The 14,847-nt window shown below is 73.0% G+C and carries 11 protein-coding genes; 5 read left to right on the top strand and 6 right to left on the bottom strand.

Annotation, left to right across the window (positions count from 1 at the left end; translation table 11 throughout):
- Positions 1 to 49: 49 nt before the first annotated feature.
- The gene (locus EWH70_RS31580) at positions 50 to 1,108 is read left to right on the top strand and encodes a GNAT family N-acetyltransferase (RefSeq protein ID WP_130479235.1); all 1,059 of its coding nucleotides are present in this window, start codon (positions 50 to 52) and stop codon (positions 1,106 to 1,108) included.
- On the opposite strand, the gene def is transcribed toward EWH70_RS31580, so the two are convergent.
- Positions 1,065 to 1,568 (bottom strand): peptide deformylase, encoded by a 504-nt coding sequence (gene def, locus EWH70_RS31575; RefSeq protein ID WP_130479234.1) that lies wholly within the window; start codon positions 1,566 to 1,568, stop codon positions 1,065 to 1,067. The two genes, EWH70_RS31580 and def, sit on opposite strands and share 44 nt — an antisense overlap.
- A 42-nt stretch (positions 1,569 to 1,610) precedes the next feature.
- A complete protein-coding gene (locus tag EWH70_RS31570; protein ID WP_130479297.1) occupies positions 1,611 to 6,245 on the bottom strand; it encodes an ATP-dependent helicase in 4,635 nt (1,544 codons plus the stop codon).
- Between the two features lie 685 nt (positions 6,246 to 6,930).
- On the opposite strand from EWH70_RS31570, the gene EWH70_RS31565 reads away from it, so the two are divergent.
- From EWH70_RS31565 to EWH70_RS31550, 4 genes are all read left to right on the top strand, one after another.
- On the top strand, positions 6,931 to 8,868 hold the full coding sequence (locus EWH70_RS31565; RefSeq protein WP_130479233.1) for an Hsp70 family protein: 1,938 nt from the start codon (positions 6,931 to 6,933) through the stop codon (positions 8,866 to 8,868).
- Between the two features lie 125 nt (positions 8,869 to 8,993).
- Complete coding sequence (locus EWH70_RS31560) at positions 8,994 to 9,188, top strand: DUF3046 domain-containing protein (RefSeq protein WP_130479232.1); 195 nt, start codon at positions 8,994 to 8,996, stop codon at positions 9,186 to 9,188.
- 200 nt (positions 9,189 to 9,388) lie between these two features.
- Entirely contained in the window at positions 9,389 to 10,432 is a 1,044-nt protein-coding gene (gene recA / locus EWH70_RS31555) for a recombinase RecA (protein WP_130479231.1), read from the top strand.
- 14 nt (positions 10,433 to 10,446) lie between these two features.
- Positions 10,447 to 10,983 carry a regulatory protein RecX gene (locus EWH70_RS31550; RefSeq protein ID WP_420809113.1) on the top strand — a complete coding sequence of 179 codons (537 nt, stop codon included), beginning with the start codon at positions 10,447 to 10,449 and terminating at the stop codon, positions 10,981 to 10,983.
- 22 nt (positions 10,984 to 11,005) lie between these two features.
- Here the strand turns inward: EWH70_RS31550 and EWH70_RS31545 are convergent, their stop codons facing one another.
- The 4 genes from EWH70_RS31545 to edd all read right to left on the bottom strand — a co-directional run bounded on the left by EWH70_RS31545 (position 11,006) and on the right by edd (position 14,610).
- Positions 11,006 to 11,542 carry a DUF305 domain-containing protein gene (locus EWH70_RS31545; protein ID WP_130479229.1) on the bottom strand — a complete coding sequence of 179 codons (537 nt, stop codon included), beginning with the start codon at positions 11,540 to 11,542 and terminating at the stop codon, positions 11,006 to 11,008.
- Positions 11,543 to 11,602: 60 nt separating this feature from the next.
- Entirely contained in the window at positions 11,603 to 11,935 is a 333-nt protein-coding gene (locus EWH70_RS31540; RefSeq protein WP_240687330.1) for a VOC family protein, read from the bottom strand.
- A 171-nt stretch (positions 11,936 to 12,106) separates the two neighbouring features.
- Complete coding sequence (gene eda / locus EWH70_RS31535; RefSeq protein ID WP_130479296.1) at positions 12,107 to 12,718, bottom strand: bifunctional 4-hydroxy-2-oxoglutarate aldolase/2-dehydro-3-deoxy-phosphogluconate aldolase; 612 nt, start codon at positions 12,716 to 12,718, stop codon at positions 12,107 to 12,109.
- A gap of 29 nt (positions 12,719 to 12,747) precedes the next feature.
- Positions 12,748 to 14,610 carry a phosphogluconate dehydratase gene (gene edd, locus EWH70_RS31530; RefSeq protein ID WP_130479228.1) on the bottom strand — a complete coding sequence of 621 codons (1,863 nt, stop codon included), beginning with the start codon at positions 14,608 to 14,610 and terminating at the stop codon, positions 12,748 to 12,750.
- Positions 14,611 to 14,847: the final 237 nt, after the last annotated feature.

Here is a 14,847-nt window from a genome sequence, read left to right as displayed (position 1 = left end):
GAAACGCCGCCGTCCCCGCCTGGCAACACCGCCGGGGGACCGTGAAGGCATGGAAACGACGTTGCGTGTCCGCGTCCGGATGGACGACGGCCCCGGCTCGCTCGCCCGGATCGCCATCCGGCTGGCCGACCTGCGGTGCAACATCCTCGGCCTCACCGTTCTCCCGGTGCCCGGCGGCGTGCTCGACGAGATGGTCATCCGGCCCGCGCCCGGTGTCACCCGCGCGGAGGTACTCGACGCCATCCGGGCCGAGGGCGGGACCTGCGCCGGCGTCGCCGACGCCGACCTGCACCAGCTGGTCGACCCGCCCGCGTCGGCCCTGGACGCCGCCGCCCACGCCGTCGGACGGCCCGCCCGGCACTGCGACGCCCTGCGGACGGTCCTGACCGCGGATCTGGTCACCACCGTCCCGTCCGGGGAAGCCAACCCGGGCCGCACCGAGGGCGGGCACCGTGCCGTCTTCCCCAGCGGCGACGGCACCGCGTTCGTCGCGCGGCGACGATGGGCACCGTTCGTCGAGCAGGAGATCGCCCGCGGCGAGGCGCTGCTGCGGCTGCTCGGCGCCGTCCGCAGGGACATCACCGGACCGTCGGTCGTGACCTGTGCCGACGGCGCCACCGTCGTGCTGCGCACCGGCGTACCCGCCGACGCCGACGCGGTGGCCGCACTGCACGCCCGCTGCTCGGCGAACACCCTGTTCAACCGCTACCACACCGGCGTGCGCACGATCCCGCGCCGCTGGCTGCACCGGCTGCTCGTCCCGCCCCGCGGCCGCAGCCTGCTCGCCGTCTGCGGCCGCGACGTGGTGGCGCTGGGCCAGCTCATCCCCGCCGGTGACGGGTCGGCCGAGGTGTCCCTGCTCGTCGAGGATCGCTGGCAGCGCAACGGCCTCGGCACGGCCGTGCTGGCCAGGGTGGCCGAACTGGCGAACGCCGACGGCCACGGGGAACTGGTCGCGCTGTGCCTGACCGGTCAGGATGCCGTGCGCCGCACCGCGGTCCGCGCCGGTCTCGCCGTCGGCGAGCCCGAACGCGACGGCTCGGTGGCGCGCCTGCGGATCACACTCAGCGCCGCGCCCAGAACCAGTCCTTCTCCCTGGTCTGCTTGAGCGCCGCGCGCTTGCTGTCCTTGTCCAGCCGGTCCAGGTACAGCAGGCCGTCCAGATGATCGGTCTCGTGCTGCAGGCACTGCGCCATCACGTCGTCGCCCTCGACCGTCACCGGCTCGTTGCGCAGGTCGACGCCCTTGACCACGGCGTGCTTGGCCCGCCTGGTCGGAAACCACAGCTCCGGCACCGAAAGGCAGCCCTCGTCGATGTCGTGGGTCTCCTCGGAAAGCTCCACCAGCTCCGGGTTGATCACGTAACCGATGCGGCCGCCGACGTTGTAGCTGAACACCCGCAGGTTCACGCCGATCTGCGGCGCCGCGAGCCCCGCCCGGCCCGGCGCGTCGACCGTGTCGAGCAGGTCGGTCACCAGTGATTCCGTGGACGAGTCGAACCGGGTCACCGGATCCGACACCGTCTTCAGCACCGGGTCGCCGAAGTACCGCAGCTCCCGCATGGCCATAGGTGTTCCCCTCTCGCGTCCGCGCAGCATCCTACGAAGCCGTCAGGCCCGCAGCCGCAGACCCTTCGGGGTCGCCCGGAAACCGGCCTCCCGCAGCACCTCCGCCAACGCCGACGTCAGTGCCTGCTCACCGTCGGCCCGCTGCACCGACAGCTGGCCCAGCCAGCCCTCGCGCACCGCCGCCGACAACGCCTCCGCTGCCGCCCGCAGCGTCTCCTCCCGCTCGGTGAACGACAGCAGCGACCGCCCGCCGCGCTCCACGTACAGCGCGGGACTCCCGTCGACCAGCACCGCCAGCGCACCGGCCTTGCGGCCGGGCCGGTGCCCGGTGTCGCCGACCACAGCGGGCCAGGGCAGTGCCGCGCCGTAGGGCTGGGCGGGGTCCGACGCCGCCAGCACCACAGCCCGTGCTGTGTCGGCACGGGAACGGCCGCCCGCGCCGTCGGACACCGCCCGCAGCCGGTCCACCGCCCCCTTCGCGGCGAACTGCGCGGCCCCCAGCCCTTCCACGACGTAGCCGCGGATCACCTGCCCGGAATCCTCCATGCCCCGCAACACCTTGTAGATCCCGGAGAACCCGCCGGTGACGCGCTCGGTCTCCAGTGCGCCCCTGGTCAGCACCCCGTGCCGTTCCAGGAACGCCTCCGTCCGCGCGTGCGTGCGCCGGGTAGGGTCCGGTTCCCTGGGCGGCGTCAGCGCCCAGCGCCCGGCCACCGTCGGCGGACCGGACCGCGACGGCATCGCCGGGCGGCCCGCCCGCAGCCGGGCGTACCGGCCCCGCGGCGCGGACCGCCGCGGCCGGTGGGTGGCGCCCTTGCCGGACACCTGCGCCCGCATCGGGCCCAGCGTGTCGCCGGTGACCACGCCCGCCCACACCAGGTCCCACAGCGCCGCGACCACCGCACCGTCGTCGGGCGCGGCCTCGACCAGCGGCGTGACGCGGTCCACCAGCTGGCGGAAGAACAACGCGCCACCGTCGAGCACCGAGATCACCGCGCGGTGCAGTGGCTCGTCCGGCGGTTCCTCGTCGATCTCCGGCAGCAGCAGGTCGGCCACGTCGGACGGCGCCAGCGCCAGCCAGCCGTCCCCGCCGGACAACGCGCCGCATCCGGCCCAGATGACCTCACCGGCCGTGGTCAGCTCGTCGAGCAGCGCCGGGTTGTAGCCGGGCAGCCTGCTGGGCAGGATCAGCGATTCCACCGCGCTGGCCGGCAGCGGCGCGCCGGCCAGTTGCTCGACGACGGCCAGCACGTCGTCGGCCGACGGCGCCGAGCGCAGCCGCTTGCCGATGCCGTGCCAGGACGGCAGGAACCGGCCCAGCGCCGCCGGTTCGACCGGCTCCACCTCGGCCCGCAGCCGCGCCAGCGACGCCCTGCGCAGCCGCCGCAGCACGGCGGCGTCGCAGAACTCGATGCCGGTGTCGTGTGGCGAGCGCTGCCCGGGATGGCCGACCGGGCTCAGCTCGCCGCGCACCAGCCTGCCCTCGGCGGTGAGCCGGTCCAGCACACCGGTGACGACAGCAGGACCCAGCCCGAACCGCTCGGCCGCCTGCGCGGCGGTGAACGGGCCTCGGTTGCGGGCGTAGCGGGCCAGCAGGTCGCCCAGCGGGTCGGCCACCGGCTCGGTGAACGCCTCCGGCACCCCGACCGGCAGCGCCACGCCCAGCGCGTCGCGGACCCGGCCGGCGTCCTCGATGGCGAGGAACCGTTGCTGCCCGGCGATCCGCACCTGGATCACCCGCCGGGCAGCGACCAGCTCGTCCAGCCACTCCGCGCGGATTCCCCGCTCGGCCGCCTCCTCGACGGTGAGGTCGCCGAGGAACCGCAGCAGGTCGGCCGCGTCCTCGGGGCCGCGGGCGTGCCGGTCGGGCTCCAGCCGCTGCAGCGACCGCTCGACCTCGGCCACGACGTCGGCGTCGAGCAGCTCGCGGATCGCCTCGGTGCCGAGCAGTTCGGCCAGCAGCGCCGAGTCCAGCGACAGCGCCGCCGCTCGCCGCTCGGCCAGCGGCGCGTCGGTCTCGTAGAGGAACATGCCGACGTAGCCGAACAGCAGGCTGCGGGCGAACGGCGACGCCGAGGGGGTCTCGACCTCCACCACCCGTACCCGCCGCGCCCGCACGTCGGACATCAGCTCACGCAGCCCGCCGACGTCGTAGACGTCCTGCAGGCACTCCCGCATGGCCTCCAGCACGACCGGGAACCGCTCGTACTTCGACGCCACCGACAGCAGCTGGGCCGCACGCTGACGTTGCTGCCACAGCGGAGTGCGCCGCCGCGGGTCGCGGCGGGGCAGCAGCAGCGAACGTGCCGCGCACTCCCGGAACCGGGCGGCGAACAGCGCCGAGCCGCCGACCTCGGCGATGATCAGCTGCTCGACCTCGTCCGGGTCGAGCACGATGTCCTCGGCGCCGATGGTGATCTCGGCGCCGTCGGCGTCGAGCGCGTCGGGCAGGCGCAGGACGATCCCGTCGTCGGAATGCATGGCCTGCGCGTCCACCCCGCGTTGTTCCCGCAGCCGGGCCGCGATGGCCAGTGCCCACGGCGCGTTGACCTGCGCGCCGAACGGCGAGTGCACGATGATCCGCCAGTCGCCCAGCTCGTCGCGGAACCGCTCCAGCAGCACGGTCCGGTCGTTCGGCACGTGCCGGGTCGCCTCCCGTTGTTCGGCCAGGTAGGCGAGCAGGTTGGCCGACGCCCGCTCGTCCAGGCCGGCCGCGCCCGCCCGTTCCAGCGCCGCCGAACTCTCCGAAGTGGACAGATCGCGGAGGAATTTCCCGTGTGCCCTGCCCAGTTCCAGCGGGCGGCCCGGCGCGTCGCCCTTCCAGAACGGCATCCGCGCGGGTTCACCCGGTGCGGGGACCACGATCACCCGGTCGTGGGTGATGTCGGTGATCCGCCACGACGAGGTGCCCAGCAGGATCGCGTCGCCCACCCGCGACTCGTAGACCATCTCCTCGTCCAGCTCACCCACCCGCGAGCCGGGCCTGCCCTCCTCGCCGGGCGTGGTGACGGTGAACAGGCCGCGGTCGGGGATCGTGCCGCCGGAGGTCACCGCCAGCCGTTGCGCGCCCGGCCTGCCCCGCAGCTCGCCGGTGACCCTGTCCCAGGTGATCCGCGGCCGCAGCTCGCCGAACTCCTCGCTGGGGTAGCGGCCGGCCAGCATGTCCAGCACGGCGTGCAGCGCGTCCTCCGGCAGGCTGGCGAAGGGTGCGGCGCGGCGGACCAGCGCCGCCACGTCGGTCACCGTCCACGGCTCGACGGCGACCATGGCGACGATCTGCTGGGCCAGCACGTCCAGCGGGTTGCGCGGGTACCGGACGGCCTCGATGGCGCCCTGCCCCATGCGTTCGGCCACCACCGCGCAGGACACCAGGTCGCCGCGGAACTTCGGGAACATCACCCCGGACGAAACCGCCCCCACCTGGTGGCCCGCCCGGCCGATGCGCTGCAGCCCGGACGCCACCGTCGGCGGTGCCTCGATCTGCACCACCAGGTCGACCGCGCCCATGTCGATGCCCAGTTCCAGCGACGAGGTGGCCACGACGCAGGGCAGCCTGCCCGATTTGAGCTCCTCCTCGACGTGGGTGCGCTGCTCCCGCGACATCGAGCCGTGGTGGGCCCTGGCCACGTCGGCGGGTGCGCCGCCGGCGAGGCCGGACTGGCCGATCGCCTCGGCGGGGAACCGGCCCGGCTCCGCGGGCACCTCGGCGGCCAGCTCGTTGAGCCGGGAGGTGAGCCGTTCGGTGAGCCGCCGCGAGTTGGCGAACACGATCGTCGAGCGGTGGGCACGGATCAGCTCCAGCACCCGCTCCTCGACGGCCGGCCAGATCGACGGCTTCGGCGGCGGGGTCACTTCGTCGTAGGTGTCGCCCTCGGGGAACGCCGGCGGCTCGGCCGGGTCGGACCGCGGCGCGTCCAGCTCCGCCAGGTCCTCCACCGGCACCTCGACGGTGACCTCGATCGTCTTGGGCGTCTTCGGCTGCACCACCCGCACCGGGCGCCCGCCACCGAGGAAGGCGCTGACCTCGTCCAGCGGTCGCACGGTGGCGGACAGGCCGATGCGCTGGGCCGGTGCGTCCAGCAGCTGGTCCAGCCGTTCCAGCGACAACGCCAGGTGCGCGCCGCGCTTGGTGCCCGCGACGGCGTGTACCTCGTCGACGATCACCGTGCCGACGCCGCGCAGCGACTCGCGGGCGGCCGAGGTGAGGATGAGGAACAGCGACTCGGGTGTGGTGACCAGGATGTCCGGCGGGGTGCGGGCGAACGAGCGGCGTTCGTTGGCCGGTGTGTCGCCGGTGCGCATGCCGACCTCGATCTCCGGCCTGGGCAGCCCGAGCCGGTGCGACGCCTGCGCGATGCCGGCCAGCGGTGCGCGCAGGTTGCGCTGCACGTCGACGGCCAGTGCCTTGAGCGGGGAGACGTAGAGGATGCGGCAGCGCCTGCCCGGGTCGTCCGGTGGCGGTGCGACGACCAGCCGGTCCAGCCCCCAGAGGAACGCCGACAGCGTCTTGCCCGAGCCGGTCGGCGCGACGACCAGCGCGTGCTCACCCGCGTGCGCCGCGCGCCAGGCCCCCTCCTGGGCCTCGGTGGGCGCGGCGAACGCCCCCGCGAACCAGTCCCTGGTCGCGGGGGAGAACAGCTCCAGTACTGGGTCCGACTCCGGCACGCCCTCCATCATGCGCCGGACCACCGACAGTCCGCGCGTGACCTCGCCTCCGGCGGGGCGAACAAGCTCATGAAGGCCACCTTCATTACGTCAGACGTCAGGGCCCCGGCAAAGTCCGGTCGCAGGCAGGTGAGGTGGCTGGTCTCGAGCGTGGAACTCGCGTGCCGGAATGCAGAACTCGCGTGCGTGAGTGCAGAACTCACGATGTGGACGCGGGTTCTCACCCGGTGCCGGTCGGCCGCGTGACCGGGCCGGTCGCGCGAGTCCTCCGTTCCCGACCCGCGAGTCGACCGTTCCGGACCCGCGAGTTGCACGTTCCCGCCCGTCTGGTCCCACTGTCCGGCACGCCGGTCCAGATCGCGGGACGAGCCAGGTGGCCGAACGGGCCGCTCGCGCGGCCCTGCCGGGCCGGAACGCGGGTTTCGCGTTCCCGAACACGACACTCACCATCCGGACTGGCGAGTCCCACCGTCGTGCACGCGAGTCCCACGCTCCGGCACGCGAACTCCACGCTCCCGCACCACCACGACTCCCGGACTTTGCCGGGGCCCTGACGTCAGACGTGGTGAAGGTGGCCTTCACGTGCCGTGGCCGAGCGGAGGCCCAATCTGCCGGGTCCGCACACGCGGGAGCGGCCGACGTGGGAACATCACCGCGATCGTGCGTGCGCCCGGTGGGCGTGAACGAGGGGAGTGCTGTGCGGATCCTGTCGGTGGACCTGGGGACGTCGAACACCGTCGCGGTGCTGTCCGCGCACGGGCGGCCACCGCGGGTCGTCGAGGTGGACGGGGCGGCCACGATGCCGTCCGCGGTGTTCGCCGAGCAGGGTGGGCAGCTGATGGTCGGCAGGGACGCCGAGCGCCGTGCCCGCCTGGACCCCACCCGCTTCGAGCCGAACCCCAAGCGCCGCGTCGACGAGCAGACGCTCCTGCTGGGCACCGACATCGTCCCGGTCAGCGAGGCGCTGGCCGCGGTGCTGCGCCGGGTGCTGGAGGAGACGTCCCGGCAGCTCGGCGGCGAGCTTCCGGACGAGGTCCGCCTCACCCACCCCGCGCAGTGGGGGCCGGTCCGCCGCAACGTGCTGCTGTCCGCGGCCCGCCTCGCCGGCATGCCGGCCGGGGTGACGCTGGTGCCCGAGCCGGTGGCCGCGGCCGCGCACTTCGCCTCGTTCCCCGGCAAGACGCTGGCGCCGGGCCAGGCGCTGGCCGTCTACGACCTCGGCGCCGGCACGTTCGACGTCGCCGTCGTCGGCGCGACGCAGAGCGGGTTCAGCGTGCTGGCCGAGGACGGGCTGCCCGACCTCGGCGGTCTCGACGTCGACCAGGCGCTGATGGTGCACGTCGGCCGCGAGGTGTCGCACTCCGACCCGCAGCGCTGGCAGCGGCTGCTGCGGCCCGAGTCCACCGCCGACCGGCGTACCCGCCGGGCGCTGCAGGAGGACGTCAAGGCCGCCAAGGAAGCACTGTCCCGGCACCCGCAGACCGAGGTGCCGATGCCCGAGCCGTTCTCCGACGTCCTGGTGACCAGGGCGGAGCTGGAGGGCCTGGTCCGCCCGGCGATGCTGCGCAGTGTCGAGCTGCTGTCGCGGACGGTCCGTTCGGCCGGGCTGGCCCCCGAGCATCTCGTCGGCATCTACCTGGTCGGTGGCTCCAGCAGGCTGCCGCTGGTCGGCAGCATGATCGCGGAGAAGCTGGGCGTCGTCCCGGCCAGCCTCGACCAGCCGGAGACCGCCGTGGCGCTGGGCGCGCACCACGTCGCGCCGGACGGCATCAGCATGCGCACCCAGAACGTCGACGGCACGGTGGCCGCGACCGGAACCGGCGCGCACCAGGTCAACCCCGCCATGACCGGCCCGCACACGCCGCCGCCGGTGGCGGCCATCCCCGGCACACAGACCGGGCCGTACGGTCCGCCCGCGCAGACCGGCCCGTACCCGCCGTCGTCGTTCCCCGGCACCGGCCCGCAGCCCGCGCAGGCTCCGCCGCCCGCCAACTTCCCGTCCTACCGCAAGCCGCAGGAGGAGACTCCCGCCGCCGACAGTGGCAAGCGCAAGAAGCTGATCATCGGCATCGCGGTGGCGCTGGTGGTCCTGCTCGGCGGTGCGGCGACGTACTTCCTCTGGCCGTCGTCGCAGGCGTCCGCGCTGCCGGCCGACCAGTGCCAGCAGCCCGGTCAGGCCGGCGCCAACGGGTTCACCGACTGCCTGCGTCAGCTGGCAGGCAAGATCGCCGACACCGGGCAGTGCACCCCGGGCATGGGCAACGGCCCGGCCGCGGCGCGGGAGCCGGAGTCGCTCGGGGTGACGGTCAACTGCGCGGCGCCCGGCAAGCCCCGCGCGCAGATCATCTACATCCACGGCACGTCGGCCGAAAGCATCAAGGAGCACACCGACCAGGTGCTGAGCGCCTCCGGCGGCAACCTCAACAGCAAGATCGAGGCGCCGTGGAAGGGCAACGGCCTGACCGGGCGCTACACGGCGGCCGCCAGCCAGGACTCGTCGGCCGTGGTGTTCACCGTCGACGACCGCCCGCTGGCCGGGATCCTCTACGAGGCCAACCTCGGTGGCTCGGCCGGTCAGGTCGACCCGTCGGCGCTGGTCGACTACTTCGAACAGCAGATCCAGCCGGGGGAGTAGGCGATGCTGGGACCGACGGGCGAGCTGCTGGTGTCATTGGCCGCGGCCGCCTGCCTGGTGGCGGCCATCGTCGTCGGCCTGCTGTGGCTGCGGAACAACCGCAAGCGCTGAGTACGCTGGCGCCAATGCGTATCACGGTGTTCCGGCAACGGATGGCGGAGGAGTTCGGCACGGTCCGCGCGGAGATGCTCGCCAAGGACCACGTGCTGAGCGGCCTCGGCGGCAGGACGGTGGAGCAGGCGCTCGCCGCCGGTGTCTCGGCCAAGGAGATCTGGCAGGAGGTCTGCGCGGCCTTCGACGTCCCCGCCGAGCGGCGCTGAGGTTCCTCCGGCGTGTCGCTCGCGACCTCGAACAGGTGTTCGTCTAAGCTGTGCGCGAGTTGTCCACAGCAGGGTCGGTGATCCACAGATTTCCGTCGTTTCCACACGGAGGTCTGGAACTGTCGGTCCGTCCCCGTAGCGTCGGACCCAACAGCCGAACAGCACAAGCCCACAGGCTCCAACCAACGAGGTGGATTGCAATGCCAGCAGCAGCACCGGACCGGGACAAGGCGCTCGAACTGGCCCTTGCGCAGATCGACAAGCAGTACGGCAAGGGCTCGGTGATGCGCCTCGGCGACGAGGGGCGCGCCCCGATCGCGGTCATTCCGACCGGTGCGATCGCGCTCGACATCGCGCTGGGGATCGGCGGCCTCCCGCGTGGGCGGGTCGTCGAGGTCTACGGGCCGGAGTCCTCCGGTAAGACCACCGTCGCCCTGCACGCGGTGGCCAACGCCCAGAAGGCGGGCGGGATCGCGGCGTTCATCGACGCCGAGCACGCGCTGGACCCCGAGTACGCCAAGGCACTCGGCGTCGACACCGACGCCCTGCTGGTGTCCCAGCCGGACACCGGCGAGCAGGCGCTGGAGATCGCGGACATGCTGATCCGCTCCGGCGCGCTGGACATCCTGGTCATCGACTCGGTGGCCGCGCTCGTGCCGCGTGCCGAGATCGAGGGCGAGATGGGCGACTCGCACGTGGGTCTGCAGGCACGGCTGATGAGCCAGGCCCTGCGCAAGCTGACCGGTGCGCTGAGCAACTCCGGCACCACCGCGGTGTTCATCAACCAGCTGCGGGAGAAGGTCGGCGTCATGTTCGGCTCTCCCGAGACCACCACCGGTGGTAAGGCGCTGAAGTTCTACGCGTCGGTCCGGCTCGACGTGCGCCGCATCGAGACGCTGAAGGACGGCGGCGAGCCGGTCGGTAACCGCACCCGCGTCAAGGTCGTGAAGAACAAGGTGGCGCCGCCGTTCAAGCAGGCGGAGTTCGACATCCTGTACGGCCAGGGCGTCTCCCGTGAGGGCTCGCTGATCGACATGGGTGTCGACCAGGCCATCGTCCGCAAGTCCGGTGCCTGGTACACCTACGAGGGCGACCAGCTGGGGCAGGGCAAGGAGAACGCCAGGAAGTTCCTGCGCGACAACCCCGACATCGCCAACGAGATCGAGAAGCGCATCAAGGAGAAGCTCGGCATCGGTGCCCAGCTCGACGCCGACGAGACCGTGCCGGCGCCGGTCGACTTCTGACCGCGGTGCCGAGGCTGAACGCCGAGACCCTCGCCGAGCTGACGCCGCAGGAGCGGGCGAAGCGCGCCAAGGAGGTGTGCTTCGACCTGCTCGCCGCGCGGCCCCGCACCAAGGACGAGCTGCGGCAGGCGTTGCGGCGCAAGGGTTTCGACGAGGAGACCCGGGAGACCATCCTGGGCAAGCTCGACACCGCGGGCCTGGTCGACGACGAGGCCTTCGCCGAGGTGTGGGTGCGGTCCCGCCACACCCACCAGGGCCTGGCGCGCAGTGCGCTGGTCGCCGAGCTGAAGCGCAAGGGGGTCGACGCCGAGGTGGCGGCGCGTGCCGCCGGCGAGGTCGGCCGCGACCTGGAGGAGCAGCGCGCACGGGAGCTGGTGCGCAAGCGGCTGCGGTCGATGTCGGGTCTGGACGAGGCCACGGCGGTACGGCGCCTGCTGGGGATGCTGGCGCGTAAGGGATACCCGCAGGGGCTGTCGTACGCGGTGGTGCGGGAGGAACTGCGCGAGGCCGGTAACGAGTCCACCCTCCTGGACGAGGCCGTGCAGGACTGACGCGGGCGCGAGTGCGCGAGTCTCAGACCCGGCCCATCGACTCCAGCTCGCTCAGCTTCGCCTCCTGCGCGGTCACGATCTCCCGCGCCAGCGCCTTGGTGCCCTCGTGGGTTCCGTTGACCTGCACGTCCTTCGCCATCTGCACCCCCGCCCGCAGGTGCTTGGCCAGCGTGGTCATCCACAGCCGGTCGAACTCCGTGCCGCCGGCGGCGTCGAGCGCCTCGAACTCGCGCTCGGTCAGCATGCCCGGCATGGCGTGGCCGGCGTGGGCGTTCCCCGCCGGCGCGTTCACCTGCCACGCCGCCAGCCAGGACTTCATCGTCTGGATCTCCGCCGACTCGGAGCGGGCGATCGCCTCCGCCGTCTTCGTGACGACCTCGTCGGCGCTCCGCAGCCCGGCCAGTTCCGCGAGCCGCAGCGTCTGCTCGTGGTGCGGGATCATCTCCAGCGAGAACCGGATGTCCGCGTCGGTCACCCCCTCCCGGTGCGCGGGCTTTCCTTCGGACCAGCAGCCGGCCAGCAGCGTGACGAGCAGGCCGAGGATGGCTAACAGGCGCACGGGTCCTCCTGGCGGGTCGGGAGCCTTCACCCATGCAGTACGGTCCCGGGCCCGTCCGGTTCACCCCAAAGGCTGGAAGATCCCGAACGGCACGCCCTGCGGATCGGCCAGCTCGCCCACCGGTCCGATCGACGTGTCGAACGGGCCGGTGAGTACCCGCCCGCCCAGGCGCACCACCTCGTCGGCCGCCGCACGGGCGTCGGCGACCCCGAAGCTCACGTTCCACCGGCTGCCCTCGCCCTGCCGCTGGGTGTCGCCGGCCTTGAACACCGTGTACGGACCGCCGTCCATCTCGTTGACCACCTCCGCCCGGATGTGCTCCTTCGCCTGCCACAGGGCGACCGGGGCGCCGGTGGGGTCGATGAGGTAGGTCATCCGGCCCGCGTCGAGCACGGGTCCTGCGCGGTGGAGATGGCCGCGGCCGAACGCCCGGCCAGCGTGGCCATGCTGTAGACGCCTCCGCCGGGGTACTTAGGTGGTGCGCAACGGCATGGCGGACTCATCTCTCGGCAGACGACGAGGGTCCGCCCGCGCGGGCACGCTGACCAGGGCCGAACGGCCTGATCAGCCCAGCTTCGCCGCCTCCCGCGCCAGCCGCTCCACCTCCGCGAAGTCACCCTTCGCCGCGGTCAGCCAGGAACCCCCGACGCAGCCGACGTTGGGCAGCGCCAGGTAGGTGGGCGCGCTGTCGGCGGTGATGCCCCCGGTGGGGCAGAACCGCAGTCCCGGCAACGGCCCGGCGATCGACTTCAGGTACGCGACCCCGCCACTGGCCTCCGCGGGGAAGAACTTCAGCGCCGTCAGCCCGCGCTCGGCCAGCCGCATGGCCTCCGACACCGTGCTCGCCCCCGGCAGGAACGGCACGCCGGAGTCCATCGCGGCGTCCAGCAGCGGGTCGGTGCACCCCGGGGTGACCAGGAACCGGGCACCGGCGTCGACCGCCTGCTTGACCTGGTCCGGCCCGGTGACCGTGCCCGCGCCGACGACCATGTCCGGCACCTCGGTGGCGACCCGCTCGACGGCGGCCAGCGCGACGGGCGTGCGCAGCGTCAGCTCGATCACCGGGATCCCGCCTGCCAGCAGCGCCCGTGCGATCGGGACCGCGTGGTCCAGCTCGTCGACGACCACCACCGGCATCACCGGCGCCAGCTTCAGTAGGTCCGATCCGCTGCTCACGTCCACGATCCCGCCGTCCTCTCGCTCGCTCACGCGCCCGGCACCGCCGGCACGCCGAAGTGGCCGGGGGTCACGCCGCCGAACACGCTCGCGCCCTGGTCGGCGGGGCCGACGGCACGGCGCAGCGGGGCGAACAGCTCCCGGCCGGTCCCGGTCCAGGATGCCTCATCGGGCGGACCGTCCCGCAGCTCCCTTCCGGCCAGCTCCTCGGCGTCCACCAGCACCTCCAGCTCACCGGCGTCGGCGTCGAGGTGGACGACGTCGCCGTCGGCGATCCGGGCGAGCGGCCCGCCCGCCGCCGCCTCCGGCGTCAGCTGGATGGCAGCCGGAACCTTGCCCGACGCCCCGGACATGCGCCCGTCGGTGAGCAGCGCGACCTGGTGGCCGCGGTCCATCAGCACGCCCAGCGCCGGCGTGAGCCCGTGCAGCTCCGGCATGCCGTTGGCCATCGGGCCCTGGTTGCGGATCACCACGACGACGTCGCGGTCCAGCTCACCGGCGGCGAACGCCTCGGCGAACTGCTCCTGCGTGGTGAACACCCGCGCGGGCGCCCGCACCAGGCGGCGCTCCGGCGCGACGGCCGACACCTTGATCACCGCCCTGCCCAGGTTGCCCTCGACCATCCGCAGGCCACCGTCGGGCGCGAACGGGTCGCTCGCCGGGCGCAGCACGTCCCGGTCCACGCTCTCGCCGGCACCCGGCCGCCAGGTGAGGGAACCGTCGGCCAGCACGGCTTCCTCGCGGTAGCGGTCCAGCCCCGGCCCGGCCACCGTGCGCACGTCGGGGTGCAGCAGCCCGGCGTCGAGCAGCGTGCCGATCACGAACTGCACGCCACCCGCCGCGTGGAAGTGGTTGATGTCCGCGCTGCCGTTGGGATACACGTGCGCCAGCGTCGGCACGACGGCGGACAGTTCGGCGAAGTCGTCCCAGGTGAGCTGGATGCCCGCGGCGGCGGCGATGGCGGGCAGGTGCATGGTGTGGTTGGTGGAACCGCCGGTGGCCAGCAGGGCCACCACGCCGTTCACGATCGCCTTCTCGTCGACGACCGCGCCGATCGGCGTGTACTCCTCACCGCGGGAGATCTCCACGGCCCGCCGCCCGGCCTGCTCGGTCAGCGCCCGCCGCAGCGGCGTTCCCGGCGGCACGAACGTCGTCCCGGGCAGGTGCAGGCCCATCACCTCGACGACGATCTGGTTGGAGTTGGCGGTGCCGTAGAACGTGCAGGTGCCGGGCGAGTGGTACGACGCCGCCTCGGCGTCGAGCAGGTCCTCCCGCGTCGCCTTGCCCTCGGCGTAGAGCTGACGCACCCGCGCCTTCTCCTTGTTGGGCAGCCCGGAACTCATCGGCCCGGCGGGCACCAGGATCGCGGGCAGGTGACCGAACGCCAGCGCGCCGATGAGCAGCCCGGGGACGATCTTGTCGCACACCCCGAGCAGCAGCGCGGCGTCAAACATCTCGTGGGACAGCGCCACCCCGGTCGACATCGCGATGACCTCGCGGCTGAACAGCGACAACTCCATTCCGGCGCGGCCCTGGGTGATGCCGTCGCACATGGCGGGCACGCCACCGGCGAACTGGGCGACACCGCCTGCCTCGCGCACCGCGACCCGCAGCCAGTCCGGGTACTCGTGCATCGGCTGGTGTGCCGAGAGCATGTCGTTGTAGGACGACACGATGGCGACGCCCGGTTTGCGTGCCGCGCGCAGCACGTCGCGGTCGCCGCCGCTGAAGCCGGCGAAGCCGTGGGCGAGGTTGCTGCAGGCCATGCCGCGGCGGGCGGGTCCCTCGGCGTGCGCGGCGGCGATGCGGGCGAGGTAGGCGGAGCGGGTCTCGGCGCTGCGGGCGGCGATCCGTGCCGTGACCTCGGCGATCACCGGGTGGACAGTGCTCATGCGTGGCGTCTCCGGAAGGGCTCGGGACGACAACGCTGGCGTCAGCTTTCGTGACAGCGCCCACAGTAGCCGAGGCCGATCGCCGGATCAAAATCGATCCAGAAGATCGGTCAGGGTGACCCCGATCACGCAGCGTTGAACGTGTGTGCTACTTGTCACACCGGACACGGCAAGGCAGAGTCGGGCGCACGAACGCGTGACCCACCACACAGCGCTCGCAGCACTGCCGTACGGACT

The sequence above is a fragment of the Amycolatopsis suaedae genome, from assembly GCF_004214935.1.
In the GTDB taxonomy this organism is placed as follows: Bacteria; Actinomycetota; Actinomycetes; order Mycobacteriales; family Pseudonocardiaceae; genus Amycolatopsis; species Amycolatopsis suaedae.
This window is presented reverse-complemented; position numbering and strand designations above follow the sequence as displayed.

Coding starts and splice junctions, on each gene's coding strand:
- EWH70_RS31580 (WP_130479235.1), top strand. CDS start 50: ATGGAAACGACGTTGCGTGTCCGCGTCCGGATGGACGACGGCCCCGGC.
- def (WP_130479234.1), bottom strand. CDS start 1,568: ATGGCCATGCGGGAGCTGCGGTACTTCGGCGACCCGGTGCTGAAGACG.
- EWH70_RS31570 (WP_130479297.1), bottom strand. CDS start 6,245: ATGATGGAGGGCGTGCCGGAGTCGGACCCAGTACTGGAGCTGTTCTCC.
- EWH70_RS31560 (WP_130479232.1), top strand. CDS start 8,994: ATGCGTATCACGGTGTTCCGGCAACGGATGGCGGAGGAGTTCGGCACG.
- recA (WP_130479231.1), top strand. CDS start 9,389: ATGCCAGCAGCAGCACCGGACCGGGACAAGGCGCTCGAACTGGCCCTT.
- edd (WP_130479228.1), bottom strand. CDS start 14,610: ATGAGCACTGTCCACCCGGTGATCGCCGAGGTCACGGCACGGATCGCC.